Origin of the sequence: Pseudomonas vlassakiae (assembly GCF_014269035.2) — a bacterium.
GTDB lineage: Bacteria > Pseudomonadota > Gammaproteobacteria > Pseudomonadales > Pseudomonadaceae > Aquipseudomonas > Aquipseudomonas vlassakiae.
This window is the reverse complement of record NZ_JABWRP020000002.1, coordinates 431,714-450,713: the sequence shown is the minus strand read 5'-3', so window position 1 is coordinate 450,713 and position 19,000 is coordinate 431,714. Positions and strand designations below refer to the sequence as shown.

General features: G+C 65.4%; 19 protein-coding genes and 2 riboswitches. Of the genes, 15 read left to right on the top strand and 4 right to left on the bottom strand.

The features are described 5' to 3' along the window. Positions 1–1,169, bottom strand: a 1,169-nt coding sequence (locus HU738_RS04245) for a sugar transporter (protein ID WP_217871425.1), incomplete at its 3' end; no start/stop codon positions are given. 212 nt (positions 1,170–1,381) lie between these two features. Beyond that, complete coding sequence (gene calA / locus HU738_RS04240) at positions 1,382–2,434, bottom strand: vanillin reductase (RefSeq protein ID WP_186601090.1); 1,053 nt, start codon at positions 2,432–2,434, stop codon at positions 1,382–1,384. Between the two features lie 181 nt (positions 2,435–2,615). Here calA and HU738_RS04235 point away from each other — a divergent pair, with 181 nt between their 5' ends. Continuing rightward, complete coding sequence (locus HU738_RS04235) at positions 2,616–3,521, top strand: AraC family transcriptional regulator (RefSeq protein WP_176508943.1); 906 nt, start codon at positions 2,616–2,618, stop codon at positions 3,519–3,521. 12 nt (positions 3,522–3,533) lie between these two features. Here HU738_RS04235 and HU738_RS04230 read toward each other — a convergent pair whose 3' ends face one another. After that, complete coding sequence (locus tag HU738_RS04230; protein WP_176508944.1) at positions 3,534–4,130, bottom strand: TetR/AcrR family transcriptional regulator; 597 nt, start codon at positions 4,128–4,130, stop codon at positions 3,534–3,536. A 93-nt stretch (positions 4,131–4,223) separates the two neighbouring features. Between HU738_RS04230 and HU738_RS04225 the strand changes: the two genes are divergently transcribed. Next, on the top strand, positions 4,224–4,823 hold the full coding sequence (locus tag HU738_RS04225; RefSeq protein ID WP_176508945.1) for an NAD(P)H-dependent oxidoreductase: 600 nt from the start codon (positions 4,224–4,226) through the stop codon (positions 4,821–4,823). A 6-nt stretch (positions 4,824–4,829) separates the two neighbouring features. Here HU738_RS04225 and thpR read toward each other — a convergent pair whose 3' ends face one another. Beyond that, a complete protein-coding gene (gene thpR, locus HU738_RS04220; protein ID WP_186601089.1) occupies positions 4,830–5,375 on the bottom strand; it encodes an RNA 2',3'-cyclic phosphodiesterase in 546 nt (181 codons plus the stop codon). A gap of 158 nt (positions 5,376–5,533) precedes the next feature. Between thpR and lpxO the strand changes: the two genes are divergently transcribed. From lpxO to HU738_RS04155, 13 genes are all read left to right on the top strand, one after another. Next, positions 5,534–6,433, top strand: a complete 900-nt coding sequence (lpxO, locus tag HU738_RS04215; RefSeq protein WP_085674219.1) for a lipid A hydroxylase LpxO — start codon at positions 5,534–5,536, stop codon at positions 6,431–6,433. 133 nt (positions 6,434–6,566) lie between these two features. Next, positions 6,567–6,911 carry a carboxymuconolactone decarboxylase family protein gene (locus HU738_RS04210; protein WP_176508947.1) on the top strand — a complete coding sequence of 115 codons (345 nt, stop codon included), beginning with the start codon at positions 6,567–6,569 and terminating at the stop codon, positions 6,909–6,911. A 78-nt stretch (positions 6,912–6,989) separates the two neighbouring features. After that, entirely contained in the window at positions 6,990–7,559 is a 570-nt protein-coding gene (locus HU738_RS04205) for a GNAT family N-acetyltransferase (RefSeq protein ID WP_176508948.1), read from the top strand. Positions 7,560–7,593: 34 nt separating this feature from the next. Then, a riboswitch (cobalamin riboswitch) is annotated at positions 7,594–7,799 on the top strand. Positions 7,800–7,906: 107 nt separating this feature from the next. Next, entirely contained in the window at positions 7,907–10,024 is a 2,118-nt protein-coding gene (locus tag HU738_RS04200) for a TonB-dependent receptor (RefSeq protein ID WP_186601088.1), read from the top strand. Positions 10,025–10,157: 133 nt separating this feature from the next. After that, on the top strand, positions 10,158–11,324 hold the full coding sequence (locus HU738_RS04195) for an acetyltransferase domain-containing protein (RefSeq protein ID WP_186601087.1): 1,167 nt from the start codon (positions 10,158–10,160) through the stop codon (positions 11,322–11,324). Positions 11,325–11,352: 28 nt separating this feature from the next. After that, positions 11,353–11,552: riboswitch (cobalamin riboswitch) on the top strand. Between the two features lie 109 nt (positions 11,553–11,661). Then, the gene (locus HU738_RS04190; RefSeq protein WP_186601086.1) at positions 11,662–12,672 is read left to right on the top strand and encodes an ABC transporter substrate-binding protein; all 1,011 of its coding nucleotides are present in this window, start codon (positions 11,662–11,664) and stop codon (positions 12,670–12,672) included. Then, positions 12,669–13,685: a FecCD family ABC transporter permease gene (locus HU738_RS04185; protein ID WP_186601085.1), complete on the top strand. Its 1,017-nt coding sequence runs from the start codon at positions 12,669–12,671 to the stop codon at positions 13,683–13,685. Before HU738_RS04190 ends, HU738_RS04185 begins: the two co-directional genes overlap by 4 nt. Next, complete coding sequence (locus tag HU738_RS04180) at positions 13,682–14,470, top strand: ABC transporter ATP-binding protein (RefSeq protein WP_186601084.1); 789 nt, start codon at positions 13,682–13,684, stop codon at positions 14,468–14,470. The genes HU738_RS04185 and HU738_RS04180 overlap by 4 nt, the downstream gene beginning before the upstream one ends. A gap of 17 nt (positions 14,471–14,487) precedes the next feature. Continuing rightward, entirely contained in the window at positions 14,488–15,837 is a 1,350-nt protein-coding gene (locus tag HU738_RS04175; protein ID WP_186601083.1) for an OprD family porin, read from the top strand. Between the two features lie 58 nt (positions 15,838–15,895). Continuing rightward, a complete protein-coding gene (locus tag HU738_RS04170) occupies positions 15,896–16,375 on the top strand; it encodes a hypothetical protein (RefSeq protein ID WP_186601082.1) in 480 nt (159 codons plus the stop codon). A gap of 183 nt (positions 16,376–16,558) precedes the next feature. Further along, positions 16,559–17,578 carry a UV DNA damage repair endonuclease UvsE gene (gene uvsE, locus HU738_RS04165; protein ID WP_186601081.1) on the top strand — a complete coding sequence of 340 codons (1,020 nt, stop codon included), beginning with the start codon at positions 16,559–16,561 and terminating at the stop codon, positions 17,576–17,578. A gap of 141 nt (positions 17,579–17,719) precedes the next feature. After that, complete coding sequence (locus HU738_RS04160; RefSeq protein ID WP_186601080.1) at positions 17,720–18,496, top strand: ParA family protein; 777 nt, start codon at positions 17,720–17,722, stop codon at positions 18,494–18,496. Between the two features lie 64 nt (positions 18,497–18,560). Continuing rightward, complete coding sequence (locus tag HU738_RS04155) at positions 18,561–18,971, top strand: DUF2946 family protein (protein WP_176508958.1); 411 nt, start codon at positions 18,561–18,563, stop codon at positions 18,969–18,971. The last annotated feature ends 29 nt before the right edge of the window (positions 18,972–19,000 follow it).

The window sequence follows — 19,000 nt, the reverse complement described above, 5'->3', positions numbered from 1 at the left end:
GTACTGGCCACCGCCAGCAGCAACCCCACCACCGCCACACTGCCGCCAACCATGCCGATATCAGCCACGCCCATCTGGCTGCTGACGATACTGCCCAGCAACGCTCCGCCACCGATGCCGATGTTGTAGATGCCGGAGAACAGCGCCATGGCCACGTCGGTGGCATCGGACGCCAGCTTCAGGGTCTTGGATTGCAGCGCCAGGCTGAAGCTGAGAATCGCCACGCCCCAGAACATGCTCAACGCCGCGAACACATAGAAGTTGCCCGACAGCGGCAGCAGCAACACCAGGCAAGCCGCCAGCACCCCGATCGAACCCACCAGGAAGCCATGCGGGTAACGGTCGCTGTAGCGGCTGAACAACAGCGAACCGAACACGCCAGCGCCACCGAACAACAGCAGCAACAGCGTGGTGCGCTCGCCACCGATCTGCGCCACGTGCAAGGCAAAGGGCTCGATGTAGCTATAGGCGGTGAACTGCGCGGTGATCACCAGCGTCACCAGCAGGTAGGTAATCACCAGCGCCGGGCGCCTGAACAGGATCGGCAGGCTACGCAGCGAACCGGAGTTCTGGCTCGGCAGCAATGGCAGCGACTTCATCAGGCACAGCATGGTCACCAGCGCTACGCCGGCAATGCTGAGGAAGGTGATGCGCCAGCCCAGCGCCTCGCCCACCACGCGCCCCAACGGGATGCCCAGCACCATGGCCAGGGTCGTGCCTGTCGCCAGCAACCCCAGGGCCTTGGCCTGCTGGCCCGGCGGCGCCACGCGCACGGCCAGCGAGGCGGTGATGGCCCAGAACACGGCGTGGGCCAGGGCGATACCGATGCGGCTGACCAGCAGCATGGCAAAGCTCTGCGACAACCACGACAGCAGGTGGCTGATGATGAACACCAGGAACACCAACAGCAGCAGGCGCCGGCGCTCGATGTTGCGGGTAAGCAGCATCATCGGCAGCGAAGCCAGTGCCACCACCCAGGCATAGATGGTCAGCATCAGGCCGACCTGCGCGGTGGTCATGTCGAAGCTGCGGCCAATGTCGCTGAGCAGCGCTACCGGGACGAACTCGGTGGTATTGAAGATGAAGGCCGCCAGGGCCAGGGCAATCACGCTCAGCCAGCTGCCAGCACCCGCGGTCGGTGGCAGGTTGGTGGGGATGGGTCCGTTCATGGGCTGGAATCTGTTCTCCGCAGGCAAGGCGAAAGGACGCGCGTCAGGGGCCAAGTATCGGCCGCGCTGAGGCACGGGTTTGTTATTGGAAGGAATGCCCGCATGGTACGCGTCACGCCGGGGCCCCACAACCTTGACAGCCGGGGGAGCCCCTGACGGCCGAGGCGCAAGGCCCTGCCTGTACCGGCGCAGGTGGCCGGTACAGGCCACCATCAGCCCTGCAGGGTGGCCATGTCGATGACGAAGCGGTACTTCACATCACCGGCGATCATGCGCTCATAGGCCTGGTTGATGTTGCGAATGTCGAGCATCTCGATATCGCAACGAATGTCGTGGGCGGCACAGAAATCCAGCACTTCCTGGGTTTCGGCGATACCGCCAATCAGCGAACCGGCCAGTACCCTGCGCTTCATCACCAGGTTGGCGGCATGCACGGCCGGGGCGATCGGTTCGATCAGGCCGACCAGGATGTGCACGCCATCGAACTTCAGGGTCTCCAGGTACGGATTGAGGTCGTGCTGCACGGGAATGGTGTCGAGCAGGAAGTCGAAACGGCCCGCCGCCGCGTGCATCTGTTCGGCATCGGTGGAGACGATCACATGGTCGGCACCCTGGCGGCGGGCCTCCTCGGCCTTGGCCTGGGAGCGGGTGAACAGGGTCACTTCGGCGCCGAGGGCCTTGGCCAGCTTGATGCCCATATGGCCCAGGCCACCCATGCCGAGGATGCCGATCTTGTGGCCAGGACCGACGCCATGGTGCTTGAGCGGCGAGTAGGTGGTGATACCTGCGCAGAGGATCGGCGCCGCGCTGGGCAGGTCCATGCCGGCCGGGATGCGCACCACGAAGTGCTCGCTGACCACGATGCTGCTGGAGTAGCCGCCCAGGGTGTTGCTGCCGTCGACCCGGTCCGGGGTGGCGTAGGTCATGGTCGGGCCTTCGAGGCAGTATTGCTCCAGGTCCTTGGCGCAGGCCTCGCAGTGGCGGCAGGAGTCGACCATGCAACCGACGCCGACCAGGTCGCCGACCTTGTGCGAAGTGACCTGATCACCCACCGCGGTGACCCGGCCAATGATCTCGTGGCCAGGCATCAGCGGGTACACGGCGATGCCCCATTCGTTGCGCGCCTGGTGGATGTCGGAATGGCAAACGCCACAGTAGAGGATCTCGATGGCGACGTCGTCCGGGCGCGGGGCGCGGCGCTCGAAGGTCATGGGGGCCAAGGGGCTGGTCGGGGTTTGGGCGGCGTAACCGATGGCGGTGTACATGCGGGACCTCACAGGGAAGTGAAACGATTCAGGCTGCGTATTCTGCTCGCCCTCGCCCTGCCCCGCACACGGCTGATCCTCCGGCATCCATGCCTGATTCTCCGAACCTGCCAGCGACCATCTGGCGCTGGCCTGCCGATCTGCGATGATGCCACTGTCTGATCCTCTGCCCTGGTTACTCATGCAACTGACCCGCCACGTCGACGCCAACGCCCCGCTGTGCTCGCTGATCCGCAGCCTGGCCACCCGCCCGGGGTTCGTGCCCACGCACCTGCCCCAAGTACAGGTGCTGAGCTGGGACCACTATGTGGCCAGCAGCCCGCAGATCTACGAGCCGAGCCTGATGATCCTGGCCCAGGGCAGCAAGCTGGCGCGCCTCGGCCCGCGCACCCTGGAATACGGCGCCGGCCATTACCTGGTGCAGGCGCTGTCGGTGCCGTTCATGTGCGAAACCTTTGCCACCACCGACGAGCCGCTGCTGGGCGTGGCGGTGGACATCGACCGCGCTGTGCTGGGTGAACTGGTGCAGAGCATGGCCCTGGCACCTGACCCTGCAGTGCAGGCGCAAACCCCACAGTCGATGACCTCGGCGGCGCTCGATGCACCGATGCGTGAGTCGGTGGAGCGCCTGCTGCAATGCCTGCAGGACCCCGTGGACGCCAAGGTGCTGGGCCCGGCGAGAGTCCGCGAGGTGTTGTACACCGCGCTACGCGGCCCCCAGGCCGGGGTGCTGCGCGCACTGGTCGAACAGCAGGGGCACTTCGCCCGGATCGGCGCAGCGCTCACCCACCTGCGCGAACATTACACCGAGCCGCTGAGTGTCGAGGCACTGGCCGCCTGCGCCAACATGAGCGTGTCGACCTTCCATGAGCACTTCAAACGCTGCACCGACATGGCGCCGATGCAGTACCTCAAGCGCCTGCGCCTGCTCAAGGCGCAGCAGATGCTGATCGGTGAAGGGCTCGGGGTGGCGCAGACGGCGCACCGCGTGGGGTACCAGAGCACCTCGCAGTTCAGCCGCGAGTACAAGCGCCAGTTTGCCCGCAGCCCTGGGGAGGAAATGCCTTACCAGAGCCTGCCGGTCTGACACCGGCGCGAATCACTGGCGCTCGACCATGGCAACGATGGCCGCCGCCAACTCGGCCTTGGCGTGCACCGCCTCAAGCTCCCCTGCCGCTGCCGCCTGCGACAAGGCCTCGGCCGCTCCCACCAGCAGGCGCATGCCCGCCGCAGCGATCGCACCACTGGGTGCAAACTCGGCCAGTGCCGCGCGGCACTTATCGAGAAACGGCTGTTCATAGGCGCGTTTCAAGGCTTCCAGTTCCGGCGACCCTGCAAGTGCTGCCGACACACCGGGCATTTCGCGCCCCTGGCTGATTACGCAATCCACATACGCAGCCGCAATCACCCCGGCACGCCCGGCCAAGGTCGCCTCGCCTCCTTCCAGCGCCTGCGCAAGCATCATCGACTGGCGCGCATCGTAATCCTGGAACAACGCCGCCAGCAGCCCGGTGCGGGTTTCGAAATGGTCATACACCACCGGCTTGGTGACCCCCGACTGCTCGGCCAGACGGCCAAGGCTGAGGGCTTCAGTGCCTTCCTCGCGTACCAGCTGCCAAGCCACATCGAGCAGTTGGCGCCGACGCTCATCGCGGGAAAGGCGCTTGCGTGGCTGTGCCTTGTCATCGCTTGACATTGCTTACCTACCAAAAGTAACTTACCAATCGTAACTTACCTTGAGTATATAGCGCTCAAGGCAGCCGCGCACTTTCCCACTGGAGACAACACCATGCAAGCGTTGATCGTTATTGGCCATCACGACCCGGACTCACTCACCCACGCCCTCGCCCGGCAAGTTGCCGAAGGCCTGGCCAGCGCCGGTCACAGCAGTGAAATCGCCGACCTGGCCAGCGAGGGCTTCGACCCACGCTTTGGTCCCGCTGACCACGCCGTGCATCGCGGCCTGGCAGAACCGCCGGCCGACGTGCTGCTGGAACAGGCCCGCATCGACCGCGCCGATGCCCTGGTGCTGGTCTACCCGATTTACTGGTGGTCGCTGCCAGCCCTGCTCAAAGGCTGGGTCGAGCGGGTGTTCAGCAATGGCTGGGCATTCGACTACCAGTCTGGAGCGTTGATCAAGAAGCTGCGTGGCATGAAGGTACACCTGATCGGCGTTGCCGGTGGAGATACCGCCCTGTTCGAGCGACATGGTTACGACGAGGCCATGCGCGTGCAGATAGAACACGGCATCTTCGACTATTGCGGCGCCACGGTGCTTGGCTCGAGCTTGCTGGAAAACAGCGAAGGACCGGATGCCGCACTGCACCTGCGTACCGCCCGCGCTCTGGGCGAGCAGCTGTTCATGCCCGCTCGCAGCCAGATCGCCTGACCGGCGCTAACCCGCCAGAGGCCACTGCGCCAGCGGCCAGTAACGGCCCTTGCGCGACTCGTACAAGGTGAAGTGTCGGGCGCTGAGATGAAACTCAGGCGCCACGGCCGCCTCCGGGGCCTGGCCGCGAAAGTCCCGGGACAGGGTCAGGTGCGGGCGGTAATCACGGGCCTGCTCTTCGAAGCCCATCGGCAACAACGCCTGCTGCAGGGCATAGGCCAGCTGGCGCAAGGCGATGGGTGTTTCCTGCGGCTCCAGCACCAGCACGTTGGCGCGCTGCCAGGTTGTCAGCTGGTTCAGCAGCAAGCGCAAGGGCGCGCCCGGCAGCGCCAGGCTGTCCACCGCCGCGCAGATGGCCGGCACCTGGGCCACAGCCACATCGCCAAGAAACAGCAAGGTCAGGTGGAAGTTTTCGCTGGGCACCGGCTTGCCGCTGCGCAGGTTCAGGCCGCGCCGCCACTGGCTGATCGCACGGCGTTGGGCGTCGCTGACGGGCAAGGCGAAGAACAACCGCTTGAAGGGGGTGCCACTCGGGCGAAGGTCCGGGACCATGTGCTCTCCATCACGTGAAACGTTTTTGCGCACTTCAGGCGCCTTACACCAATGTCGGGCCGCATCAACGTAACAATAAGTACAAACTACCCCCATGATTGTTTATGCTGGCGAGCTTATGCCATGGCGCATGGCCATTTTTCGACAAGTAACCGTCCATGAAAATTGCACTCGTACTGATCTTCGTTCTCTCGATCGCCTATGTTCACCTGCGCGGTCGGGTACGCCACAAGCTGACCCGTCAGCTGGGCGACCATTCCAGCTTCCTGGCGCCGGTCAACAGCTTCCTGTACCTGTTCTCCAAGCACCCGGCCAAGCCTTACCTGCCGGTCGAGGCGTTTCCCGAGCTGCAGCCGCTCAAGGACCACTGGCAGGAAATCCGCGCCGAAGCCCAGCAACTGCTGCACGTGGGCGAGATCAAGAAGTCCGATAATTATGACGACGTCGGTTTCAATTCGTTCTTCAAGACCGGCTGGAAGCGCTTCTACCTGAAGTGGTACGGCGAAAGCCACCCTTCGGCGATGACCCTGTGCCCGCGCACCACCGAGCTGCTGCAAGGCATCGGCACGGTCAAGGCGGCGATGTTCGCCACCCTGCCACCGGGTGCCAAGCTGGTCCGTCACCGTGACCCGTATGCCGGCTCGTACCGCTTCCATCTCGGCCTGGACACGCCGAACGATGACGGTTGCTACATCGATGTGGACGGCGAGAAATACTCCTGGCGCGATGGCGAGGGCGTGGTTTTCGACGAAACGTACATCCACTACGCCGCCAATACCACCGAGCACAACCGCATCATCCTGTTCTGCGACATCGAGCGCCCGCTGAAATACCGCTGGGCCACCGCGTTCAACCGCTGGTTCAGCCGCAACGTCATGGCCGCCGCGGCCGCCCCCAACGACGCCGGCGACAAGACCGGTGGCATCAACCGCCTGTTCACCCGCATCTACAAGATCCGCGAGCGTGGCAAGGCGCTGAAGAAGCGCAACCGCATGCGCTACTACCTGGAGAAGTGGCTGGTGGTCGCGGCCCTGGTGCTGGTGTTCGTCTACATCTGACCGGCACGTTGGCCATTGCAGAAGCGGCCTTGCCTGGCCGCTTCAATGCTGGCCAGCACTAAAGTACAAGTCTCGCTTCCCAGGCTTCGACTAGCATGAAAGCTCCACTCGCAACCTTACCAAGGTGAAGACGATGAGCATGATGGACTGGGACGCCTACCGTAAGCAGTTGATGGCCGGCATCGGCGATCTCAAGCAATTGTCCCCCGACACCGTGGCCGGCTACATGACCGCCAGCGGCGCGGGCGCCAAGACCAACCACCTGGACGCCAAGACCCGCGAGCTGATCTCCCTGGCCGTGGCGGTCACCACCCGCTGCGACGGCTGCATCGCCGTGCACTCGCAACAGGCCGTCAAGCACGGCGCCACCCGTGAGGAAATCGCCGAGGCGCTGGGTGTGGCCGTGGCGATGAACGCCGGGGCCGCGCTGGTCTACTCGGCCCGCGCCCTGGATGCGCTGGGCAAGGCCAACGGCTGAAGCCAAACGGCGCCGCCGCCCTTGCGCGACGGCGCCGCGCCACCCAGACTTGGCGGCCTAGCCATTGCAGGAACCGCCATGATCCACATTCGCCCCATGACGCCCGACGATTTCGAGCGTTTCTGGCCGACCTTCCAGGCCATCGTTCAGGCCCGCGAAACCTACGCCTTCGACCCCGAGCTGAACGTCGAGCAGGCCCGCCAGCTGTGGCTGCAACTGCCGCTGCACACGCTGGTGGCCGAAGAGGATGGCGAGCTGCTCGGTTCCTACTACCTCAAGGCCAACGCCGCCGGCCCCGGCGCCCATGTCGGCAACTGCGGCTACATGGTCTGCGACGCTGCCCGTGGCCGTGGTGTGGCGCGGCTGATGTGCGAGCACTCGCAGAAGCTGGCGCGCCAGGAGGGCTTCCTGGCGTTGCAGTTCAATTCGGTGGTGGCGAGCAACGAGGTGGCGGTGGCGCTGTGGACCCGGCTGGGCTTCGAGACAGTGGGCCGCCTGCCCAAGGCCTATCGCCACGCCCGCCTGGGGTTGGTCGACTGCCTGGTGATGTACAAGTGGCTGGCCGATGAGCCAGTGGTGGAGAAGCCTCCCCTGCTCATCGGGCGCAAGAACATCGAGGCACGGGTGTCACGCCGCCGCGGGCGCTGACACGCGCATTTGACGCGCTGGCCATTCGATGGTCAGATGCGCGCCAGTTTCAGGTGTCCTGCGCCGCCGTGCGCAGGGTGAAACGGGAAGCCGGTGCGTCGTGGTTCACGACAAGTCCGGCGCTGCCCCCGCAACGGTAAGCGAGCGATGCCTTCGACACACCACTGTGCGCCAGCATGGGAAGGTGAAGGCCTCACGACCCTCGCAAGCCCGGAGACCGGCCTGAAGCTTCACTTGGCAACCCGCGGTGGGCGGGCGCAGGCCGGTATCCGCGTGCGCCTGCGTGCGGGGTGCGCCTTTGCGTGTTTTCCACCGGGATCCATTCATTCCTGCAGCAGTGGAACGACATGTCCCGACTCATCAAGCTTCATCCCCTGGCGGCCTGCCTGGCCGTTACCCTGCCGGCCCTGGCCGACGAACCTGTGCTGAGCCTCCCCTCCACGGCCATCACCGATACCCGTGACCCAAAGCACGTCGACCTGGCCACGCCGACCGAGGCCGGTTCACGGCTGCACCTCAGTGCCCTGGAAACCCCGGCCAGCACCAGCAGCATCACGGCCGAACAGATCGAACAACGCAACAACCTCACCGTGCAGGACGCCGTGACCCGCTCCCCCGGCATCACCTTCATCGGCAACCCCGGCGATGGCGGCACCGGCCTGTCGGCGCGCGGCTTCACCGGCCATGGTTCGGTGATGACCCTGTTCGACGGTGCGCGCCTGTATACCGGGGCCGGCACCCAGACCTTCCCGGTCGACCCGTGGATGGTCGAGCAGGTCGACGTGATCCGCGGCCCGGCTTCGGTGCTGTATGGCGAAGGCGCGACCGGCGCGGTGATCAACGTGATCCCGAAAAAGCCGTTCACCGGCGACATCCACAACCGCCTGCGCCTGGGCTACGGCTCATGGGACCGCCAGCAGCTTGGCCTGGACAGCGGCGGCAGCCTCAGCGAACGCCTGAGCTACCGCCTGACCCTGAACCAGCAGGCCGGCAACGGTTGGGTCGACCGCACCGATTCGCGCAGCCTGGCCCTCAGTGCCGCGCTGCGCTTCGATGCCAACGACGACCTGAGCTTCACCCTCGCCCACGAGCGTGGCGACGCCCAGCCGGCCAACTACTACGGCACGCCACTGATCGACGGCCATTACCGCAGCAGCCTGCGCAAGAAGAACTACAACGTCCAGAACGATGTGCAGCGCTACCACGACGAGTGGACCCGTTTCACCACCGACTGGGCGATCAACGACCAGCTCAGCGCCAGCAACCAGCTCTACTCCATCAAGAGCCGCCGCCACTGGCGCAATGCCGAGAACTACCGCTGGGACGCCGACCGCGAGCAGCTGGAGCGCCAGAGCTACCTGCAGATCAGGCACAACCAGGAGCAGATCGGCGACCGCCAGACCTTCACCTTCGATCACAGCCTGTTCGGCCTGGCCAGCAAGACCCTGGTCGGTGTCGAGTACAACAAGGTGCGCTTCAACGTCGACAGCAACCGGCCGTACAACGACGTGGGCGGCGACTACATCGACCCGTGGCAGCCGACCCCGGGCGGGTTCCACAGCGACTCGCCAACCCGCCCGCAGACGCTGTCCACCACCCACACCTTCGCCCTGTTCGCCGAGAACCGCCTGCAGCTGACCGAGCGCCTGTCGCTGGTGACCGGCGTGCGCCGCGACCAGAACCACATTGATCGCGACAACCTGGTCGATGGCAGCCGTAGCGACCGCAGCCTGCAAGGCGGCAACTGGCGGGCCGGGCTGGTGTTTGCGCTCACCGACGATCTGTCGTTGTACGGCCAGTTCTCCACCAGCGAGGATGGCGTGGATAACCTGGTCAGCCTCAGCCCGACGCAGATGGATTACGACCTGACCGAAGCGAAGCAGACTGAGTTGGGGCTCAAGCAACGCTTCTGGGAAGGCCGTGGCGAGTGGACGCTCGCCGCGTTCCACATCGTCAAGAAAAAGCTGCTGGTGGACGACCCGATCTCCCACGAGGCGCAGCAGGCCGGGCAACAGACTTCCGATGGCCTTGAGGCATCGCTGGAGCTGGCCCTGGGGCAGCAGTGGCAGGTGTCGGCCAATGCGTCACTGGTTAGGGCGAAATACGATGATTTCGACGAGGTAGTCGATGGCGTGGCCCAGGACCGCGCCGGCAATCGCCCGGCCAATGTGCCGCGGCGTACCGCCAATCTGTGGTTGAGCAAGGGCTTTGGCCAGCGAGTGGAAGCCGGGATTGGCGCGCGATATGTGGATGAGCGTTATGCCGATTCCGCCAATAGCCAGAGTGCGCCGGGGTACACCGTGGTCGATGCCAATATCGGCTGGCAGGTGCTGCCCGATGTGCGCCTGGGGTTGCAGGTGAACAACTTGTTCGACCGGGAATATGTGGCGTCGGTGTTCAGTGGCGAGCAGTGGGTGATGGGGGCGCCGCGATCATATTTCGCTACCGTGGATTACACCTTCTGAGCTGATGGCCTCTTCGCGGGTAAACCCTCGAAGAGGCCGGTACAGGTAATACAAAAACCGCTTTCAGAAGCAAATGAAATAGTTATAAGATAACGTTTCATTTGACATTCATTCCTGACTGCGACCCCTTTCCATGACCAGCGCCTCAGCCACCCCCACCCTGCTCACCCAGCGCCTGCAGAGCATCGATGCCCTGCGCGGCCTGGTGATCCTGTTCATGCTCCTCGACCACGTGCGTGAAACCTTTTTCCTGCACCGCCAGGTCAGCGACCCGATGGCCATCGATGCCACCGACCCGTCGCTGTTCGCCAGCCGCACCCTGGCTCACCTGTGCGCGCCGGTGTTCGTCCTGCTCACCGGCCTGTCGGCCTGGCTGTATGGCGAGAAATACAAGGGTTGTAGCGATGTCTCGGCGTTCCTGTTCAAGCGTGGGCTGTTCCTGGTGGTGCTGGAATTCACCCTGGTCAACTTCGCCTGGACCTTCCAGCTGCCGCCGAACGTGGTCTACATGCAGGTGATCTGGGCCATCGGCGTGAGCATGATCGCCCTGTCGCTGCTGGTGTGGCTGCCGCGTCCGGCCCTGCTCGCCGTGGGCGCGCTGATCATCGCCGGCCACAACCTGCTCGATGGCCTGCACTTCGACGCGCAATCAGCCCTGCATGTACCGTGGGCGATCCTGCATGACCGCGGCTGGCTGGAGGTCTCGGAGAACCTGCGCCTGCGCACCTCCTACCCGGTGCTGCCGTGGATCGGAGTGATCGCGCTGGGCTACGGCCTCGGCCCGTGGTTCGCCCGTGGCAGCGACGCCGACGAGCGCCAGCACCGTCTGCTGATGGCTGGCGCCATCGCCCTGCTCGGCTTCATGGTGCTGCGCCTCTACAACGGCTACGGCGAGGCGCCGTGGAGCGGCTACCCGACCATCACCCAGACGCTGATGAGCTTCTTCAACATCACCAAATACCCGCCCTCGCTGCTGTTCCTGGCCTTGACCCTGGGTTGCGGCCTACTGTTGCTGCGCGCCTTCGAGCGCGCCGGGCTCGCCCGCTGGATCAGCGCCCTGGCGGTGTTCGGCGCAGCGCCGATGTTCTTCTACCTGCTGCACCTGTACGTGCTCAAGCTGCTGTACCTGGCCTGCGTGGCGCTGTTCGGCCTCAACCAGGGCGACTACTTCGGCTTCGACGCCATCGGCGCGGTGTGGCTGGCCTCGCTGCTGCTGGCGGCGGCGCTGTACCTGCCGGTGCGCTGGTTTGCCCGGCTCAAGGCGCGCCGGCGCGACATCCACTGGCTGAAGTACTTCTGATTTGGCGTTTCACCTGGCGGCCGGATGGTCTACCATGCCGCCCGCCGGTTTCCACCACGGAATTAATAGGGAATCCCGGGCCCGCCCAACCCGGCGTGCCAATCGGAACTGCCCCCGCAACTGTAGGTGCCGAGCCTGCTCCATCGATGCCACTGGACCTGATCCGGGAAGGCCGGAGCCAGGCGAGGACGCACCAGTCAGGAGACCTGCCGGCATACATTCACCAACCGGCGGGGTGTCCGGGATGGCCATCCGTGTTGCCCCTGCACGTGCAGGGCTGCGGCGATGCCTGTCCGTGCGTTCCTCACCAGAACTGTCCGACAGGAGATCGCCCAGCATGCTGCCCCGTATCGCCACCTTGCTCGCCGGCCTGAGCCTCACCGGCCTGGCTCAGGCCGCGGCCACCCTTTACCCGCTGACCGTCGACAACTGCGGCGCGCCGCAGACCTTCGCCCAGGCGCCTGAGCGTGCGGTCACCATCGGCCAGGCCGGCACCGAGATGCTTTACGCCCTGGGCCTGGGCGACACGCTGGCCGGCACCTCTTTGTGGTTCAACAACGTGTTGCCCGAATACCAGGCACTGAACGACAAGGTGCCGCGCCTGGCCGACAACGAGCCCAGCTTCGAAGCCGTGGTCGGCAAGCGCCCGCAACTGGTGGCGGTGCAGTTCGAGTGGATGGTCGGCGCCCAGGGCGCGGTCGCCACCCGTGAACAGTTCCGCGAACTGAACATCGCCACCTACCTGCTGCCCTCGGACTGTGAAGGCAAGGACAACCTGGTCGGCGCCGACGGCACCCGCCTGCAGGCATTCCAGGTCGACAGCCTCTACAAGAGCATCAGCCAGCTGGCCGAGATCTTCGACGTACAGGACCGCGGTGCCGCGCTCAATGCCGACCTCAAGGCACGCCTGGAGGGTGCCCGGCAGCAACTGGCCGGCAAGGACCTGTCGCAGACTTCGGCGCTGTTCTGGTTCTCCAGCGCCGACCTCGGCATCGACCCTTATGTTGCGGGCCGCCAGGGCGTAGCCGACTTCATGCTGCGCACCCTGGGCGTGCGCAACGTGGTCGAGTCGACCGAGGAATGGCCGACCGTAGGCTGGGAAACCCTGGCCAAGGCCAACCCGACCTGGCTGATCATCGCGCGCATGGACCGCCGCCGCTACCCCGCCGACGATTACCGGAAAAAGCTCGAATTCCTCCGCCACGACCCGGTGACGAAGCAGATGGATGCGGTAAAGAACAACCGCATCATCATCCTTGACGCCGATGCCATGCAGGCCGGCATCCGCCTGTTCCGAGGCCTGCAGACCTTGTCCGCAGCCTTCGCCAGCGGTAAAGCGGCACCATGATGAAAGCTCTGCCCTACAGCGCCCTGGCCCTGCTGGCCTTGCTCGCGGCCGTGCTGGCCGGCACGGCCATCGGCGAAACCAACCTGCCGCCACAGGTGGTCTACCAGGTGCTGGCCAACCACCTGTGGCAGGCCGGCTATCCGGTCGACCCGATCGACGCCGGCATCGTCTGGAACTACCGCCTGACCCGCGCCCTGGTCGCCGCCGCTTGCGGGGCGGGGCTGGCGACCTGTGGGGTGATCCTCCAGGCGCTGCTGCGCAACCCGCTGGCCGAGCCCTACCTGCTCGGGCTGTCGGCCGGCGCATCGACGGGTGCGGTGCTGGTTGGCCTGCTGGGCCTGGGCAGCGTCGCCCTGAGCATGTCCGGCGGCGCCTTCATCGGTGCCCTGGCGGCCTTTTTGCTGGTGCTGGTGCTGGCCCGTGCGGCCGGGCCGAGCAACAACCACGCGCAAGTCATCCTCGCCGGTATCGCCGGCTCCCAGCTGTTCACCGCCGTCACCGCTTTGCTCATAACCAAGTCGGCCACCGCCGAACAGGCACGCGGCATCCTGTTCTGGCTGCTGGGCAACCTCAGTGGCGTGCGCTGGCCGGCGGTGTGGCAGGCATTGCCCGTGGCGCTGTTCGGCCTGGCGGTGTGCCTGTGGCACCGCCGGGCGCTGGATGCCTTCACCTTCGGCGCCGACTCGGCAGCTTCGCTGGGCATCGCCGTGCGCCGCACGCAATGGCTGCTGATCAGCTGCGCGGCGCTGGTAACGGCGGTGATGGTGTCGATCGTCGGCGCCATCGGTTTCGTCGGCCTGGTCATCCCCCACGCCCTGCGCCTGCTGCTCGGCCCCGGCCATAGCCGCCTGCTGCCGGCCAGCGCGCTGGGCGGCGCCTTGTTCCTGATTGCCGCCGATGTGCTGTCGCGCACGCTGATCGGCGGCCAGGTGATCCCGGTCGGCGTGGTCACCGCATTGATCGGCGCGCCCGTGTTCGCCCTGATCCTGGTCAGCCGCCGGGGGCGCCCATGAACGTCATGAACAGCGCGCACGTCGCGCCACTCGCCTGCCGCGGGCTGGGCCTGCAACTGTCAGGCAACCACGTGCTGAGCAACATCGACCTCAGCGTGGCGGCCGGTGAAACCCTGGGCATCGTCGGCCCCAACGGTTCAGGCAAATCGTCCCTGCTCAAATTGCTGGCCGGGCTGCGCACGCCGAGCAGCGGCACCGTGCAGCTGCTCGGCGAGCCCCTGGCGCGCCTGCCGCGCCGGCGCGTCGCCCAGGCGTTGGCGCTGGTCGAACAACAGGCCGACACCCTCGACGCGATCAGCGTGTTCGACGCCGTCGCCCTGGGGCGCACGCCCTGGCTGTCGGCGCTGGCGCCGTTTTCCCGCGAAGACCGGGCCCTGGTCGAACAGGCCCTGGCCGACCTCGACGCCACTCACCTGCGTGAACGGGCCTGGAGTTCGCTGTCCGGCGGCGAGCGCCAGCGCGTGCACATCGCCCGCGCCCTGGCCCAGCGCCCGCAGGTACTGCTGCTCGACGAGCCGACCAACCACCTCGACATCCAGCACCAGTTGAGCCTGCTGCAACAGGTGCAGGCGTTGCCGGTGACCACCCTGGTGGCCCTGCACGACCTCAACCAGGCGCTGACCTGCGACCGTGTGGCAGTGCTCGACCAAGGCCGCCTGGTGGCCCTTGGCAAGCCGCTGCAGGTGCTGACCCCCGAGCGCCTGCTGAGCACCTTTGGCGTGCACGCCCACTACCTCACCGACCCCTTCGACGGCGCACGCATCCTGCGTTTCCGCGCCCCCTGAACCAGGACGTTCCCGCCATGTTGTTGCGCCCCGCCGCTGTGCTTTTGTCCCTGCCACTGGCAGGCCTGGCGCCATTTGCCTTCGCGGACTCGGCGCAGTCGCACAGCAGCGGTTTCGTCGAAGACAGCAGCTGGAGCATCCTCAACCGGACGGTCTACGACCAGCGTGACTACAAGCACGGCGGGCGTAACAGCGGCGCGCGCAATGCCTACAAGCCACGCAGCGAACGTAACGGCCTGGCCGAGGAATGGGCCTACGGCCTGATGGGCACGTACCAGTCCGGTTTCACCCAGGGCCTGATCGGCGTCGGCGTCGATGCCCACGCCTATCAGGGCGTGCAGCTCGACAGCGGTGGCGGCCGTGCCGGCAAGGCACGCCTGCTGGGCCTGGACAACGACGGCCATCCCAAGAGTGAGTACAGCCGGGGTGGCGCGGCGCTGAAACTGCGGGCATCCAACACCGTGTTGTCCTGGGGCGAACAGCGAGTGAAGACGCCAGTGTTCAGCTCCTCCGACAGCCGCCTGCTGCCCGAAACCGCCACGGGCCTGTTCCTGACCAGCAGCGAGATCGACACCCTCAAGCTGGTCGCCGGCCACTTCAACGAAAGCACCGACCGCAACGCCTCCAGCCACGACCAGGGCTTCGTGGTGAACTACTCCGACGGCCGCCAGGGCAACAGCTTCGACCTCGCCGGCCTGGTGTGGAACCCCGGCGCTGCCTTCAGTGGTAGCCTGTACACCTCACGCTATGCAGACACCTGGAACCAGCACTACCTTGGCAGCACCTTCACCCAGGCCCTGGGCGACCGCCGCAGCCTGAGCCTGGACCTCAACCTGTACCGCACCACCGACGCCGGCAAGGCGCTGTCCGGTCGCATCGACAACACCACCTGGAGCCTGGTCTCACGCTACAACCAGGGCCCGCACAGTTACAGCCTCGGCTGGCAGCAAGTGGATGGCAACACGCCGTTCGACTACGTCACGCGTGGGGCAATCTACATCGCCAATGCCGTGCAGATGTCCGACTTCAACGCACCGAACGAAAAGTCATGGCAGGCGCGCTATGACTTGAACATGGGTGGCTACGGCATGCCGGGGCTGAACCTGACTGCCCTGTATGTACGCGGTTTCGATATCGACGGCAGCCATGTCGACCCCAACGGCGGCTATGCGTACCTGGGTTATGGCAAGGGTGGCAAGCACTGGGAACGTGACCTCGAGGCACGCTATGTGGTGCAGAGCGGCAAGGCCAAGGGCACCACCTTCTCGCTGCGGCACAACGTGCACCGCGGCAACACGGCGCAGGCGGAGCTCGATGGCAATCAGATCCGCCTGGCAGTGGAATGGCCGTTGTCAGGCGGCTTCTGACAGCCACTGCGACACCGCTATAATCCCCCTCTCGGAAACACCCGCCCAAGGCCGCCCCATGCCCCGCATCCAGAAGTTGCTGCTCCCCCTGCTGCTCACTGCCGCCCTCGCCGGCTGCGACCAGAAGCCCACCCGCGAACAGCAGATCCTGGCCAACCTGCCGTTGCAGGAGGCCTACGACCACAATATCGAGCGCATGGCGGCACTGCTCACGCGCACCCACCCGCAGCTGGATGCGGCCACCATCAGCAACGTCCTGCGCAAACACCTCACCGTCGAGGACCAGCGCCAGGACCTGTACAAGCTGTATGGTGAAAAGAACTTCAGCGACGCTGAGTTCGCGACCATCGTCGCCGCCACCCGCGACCCGGCCAAGGCCAAGGCGCTGGAAGAGACCGAGGAAGGCAAGCGTTTGAGCGACAAGCTCACCGGCCTGATGCGCGAAACGGCGCGGGATGCAAAGGTCCAGGCGCTGGCCGAGCAGCGCATGCAGCAGGTCGAGGATGAACTGCAAGCCCTGGAAAAATCGGGCTCCTGAACCTGGATTGATACTTCGCCTGTTCCGGCCTCTTCGCGGGTAAACCCGCTCACACAGGCATCGCAAAAATCTTCAGAGCAACGCTATCCCTGTGGGTTTACCCGCGAAGAGGCCGGACAGGCTTGAAGTGATCGTTCTCGCAGCCACCGGGTCCAACGAACATTCCTCCTCGGGAGACCGACCATGCCCCGCCTGGGCTTCGCCTGCATGTACCGCCACCCGCACCGCAGCCTGTCGGTGAAAGCGCTGGAAGCCATCGAGCGCACCTTCAACCCGCGCACCACCACACTGCGCTGGCTCACCAGTGCCAGCGAAGCAACGGCCCGGGCCAAACTGCTGGAGCTGGTGCAGCACAACCTCGATGCCCAACTGCGCCTGCTGGCCTATGTCAGCGAATTGCCGCCGATGCTGCGCATGGTGCGCCTGAGTAGCGACCTGCTGCCGCTCTACAGCCACCCCAGTGTCGCGCCGCTGTATCGCGATAGCGAGTTCCAGGCCTTGATGGCCGAAGGCTTCGCCGCCATCGGCAAGCTGGCTCGGGACCAGGATTTGCGCCTGTCATTTCACCCCGGCCAGTACTGTGTGCTCGGCTCGGACCGCCCCGAGGTGGTGGAAAACAGCCTGGCCGAATTCGAATACCACGCCGACATGATCCGCCTGATGGGCTTCGGCCAACGCTTCCAGGACTTCAAGTGCAATGTGCATATCGCCGGGCGCCTCGGCGCGGCAGGTGTGCGCCAGGTATGGCCCAGGTTGTCGCAGGTGGCACGCAACGTGATCACCTTCGAGAACGACGAGAAGACCTATGGCGTCGACGACTGCCTGGCACTGGCCGACCTTGCGCCCGTCGTGCTGGACATCCACCACTGCTGGATCCACGAGGGTGACTACATCGACCCGCACGACCCACGCGTGGCACGGATCATCGACAGTTGGCGCGGTGTGCGGCCGACCATGCACTACTCGCAACCGCCCGAGCACCTGCAAGCACTCGGTTTCGCGGCAGACGGCAAGCTGACCATCCCGCAGCTGCTGGAAAAGGTCAACAAACGCGACCTGTATGTGCACAGTGCGCAGATGTGGAACGACTGGACCAACCGCTACGCCCTGCAGTTCCTCGACCGCTTCGACATCATGTTCGAAGCCAAGGACAAGAACCTGGCGACCCTGGATTTCTACCGGCGCCATGTCGAGCGGGCTTGACCACCAGAACAGCGCAGTAGACCGCTTGCGGTTCGACAAAGATGAACTTAACTGATGTTTCAACACTTGTCATAAATCTGTCGTGTTTCAGTCATAGGATTGACCCCAACCTGACATTTTCACTTCATGGATGAGCGTCTCATGCGTCGTGTGGTTTTCAATCAGAAAGGTGGCGTGGGCAAGTCGAGCATCGCCTGCAACCTCGCCGCGGCCAGCGCCGCCGAGGGCTATCGCACATTGCTGGTCGACCTCGACCCGCAGGCCAACGCCACCTATTACCTCACCGGGCTGACCGACGACGCCATCCCTGCCGGTATCGCCGACTTCTTCCGCCAGACCCTCTCGCCGGCCACCGCCGCTGGCAAGAAGCACCGCGTGGCGATCACCGAAACCCGCTACGACAACCTGCACCTGGTGACCGCCAGCCCCGACCTCAGCAACCTGCAGAGCAAGCTGGAAAGCAAGTTCAAGATCAACAAGCTGCGCAAGCTGCTGGCCGAGCTGGGCGAGGACTACGAGCGGATCTACATCGACACCCCACCTGCGCTGAACTTCTACACCTTCAGTGCCCTGGTGGCCGCCGAGCGCCTGCTGATCCCGTTCGACTGCGACAGCTTCTCGCGCCAGGCGCTGCTCAGCGTCATGGCCGAGGTCGAAGAGCTGCGCCAGGACCACAACCCGGCGCTGCAGGTGGAGGGCGTGGTGGTCAACCAGTTCGCCGGGCGCACCGCGCTGCACCAGACCTTGGTCGATCAGTTACGCGCCGAAGGCATGCCGGTGCTGCCGGTGTACCTGAGCAGTTCCATCAAGATGCGCGAGTCGCACCAGGTTTCGGTACCGTTGGTGCACATGGCGCCACGCCACAAGCTCGCGCAGGAATTCGTCGAACTGCTGGACGTGCTCGAACGCGCCGCCTGAGCTGCGACAACCTGTCACGGCCAGGCACTACCCCGCCATTCGTCCGGGTGATAGATTCGCCGCCATGAAAATCACCCGGCACACCCGCACCCTGACTGCCTGGACGCTCTATGCCAGCGTCCTGTTCAGCCTGTTGCTGTGTGGCCTGCACCACGGCCAGATGGGCGGCCTGCGCCTGGCCGGCCTGGAAGGCGGGTTCTGCTCGATCAACAGCGAGCACGGCGTGGCCATCGACCTCGACGGCGCCGGTAGCGACCCACACATGGCCCAGCTCGATTGCCCGGTGTGCTCCTCGTTCGGCCTGGCCGTGCCACTCGCCAGCGGTGGCTGGTCGTTCAGCCCGGCACAGGCCAAAGCCACTTCGCCCATCGTCGTGCGCAGCTGGGCGCAACCGCCGCCCCGTTACCAACGCCCTGCCCTCACACCCCGCGCTCCACCCGTCGTCCTCCCCGCAGCCGTTATTCAATTCGCCTGACTTCAGCCGGGCGCGCTTGCCTGCGCGCT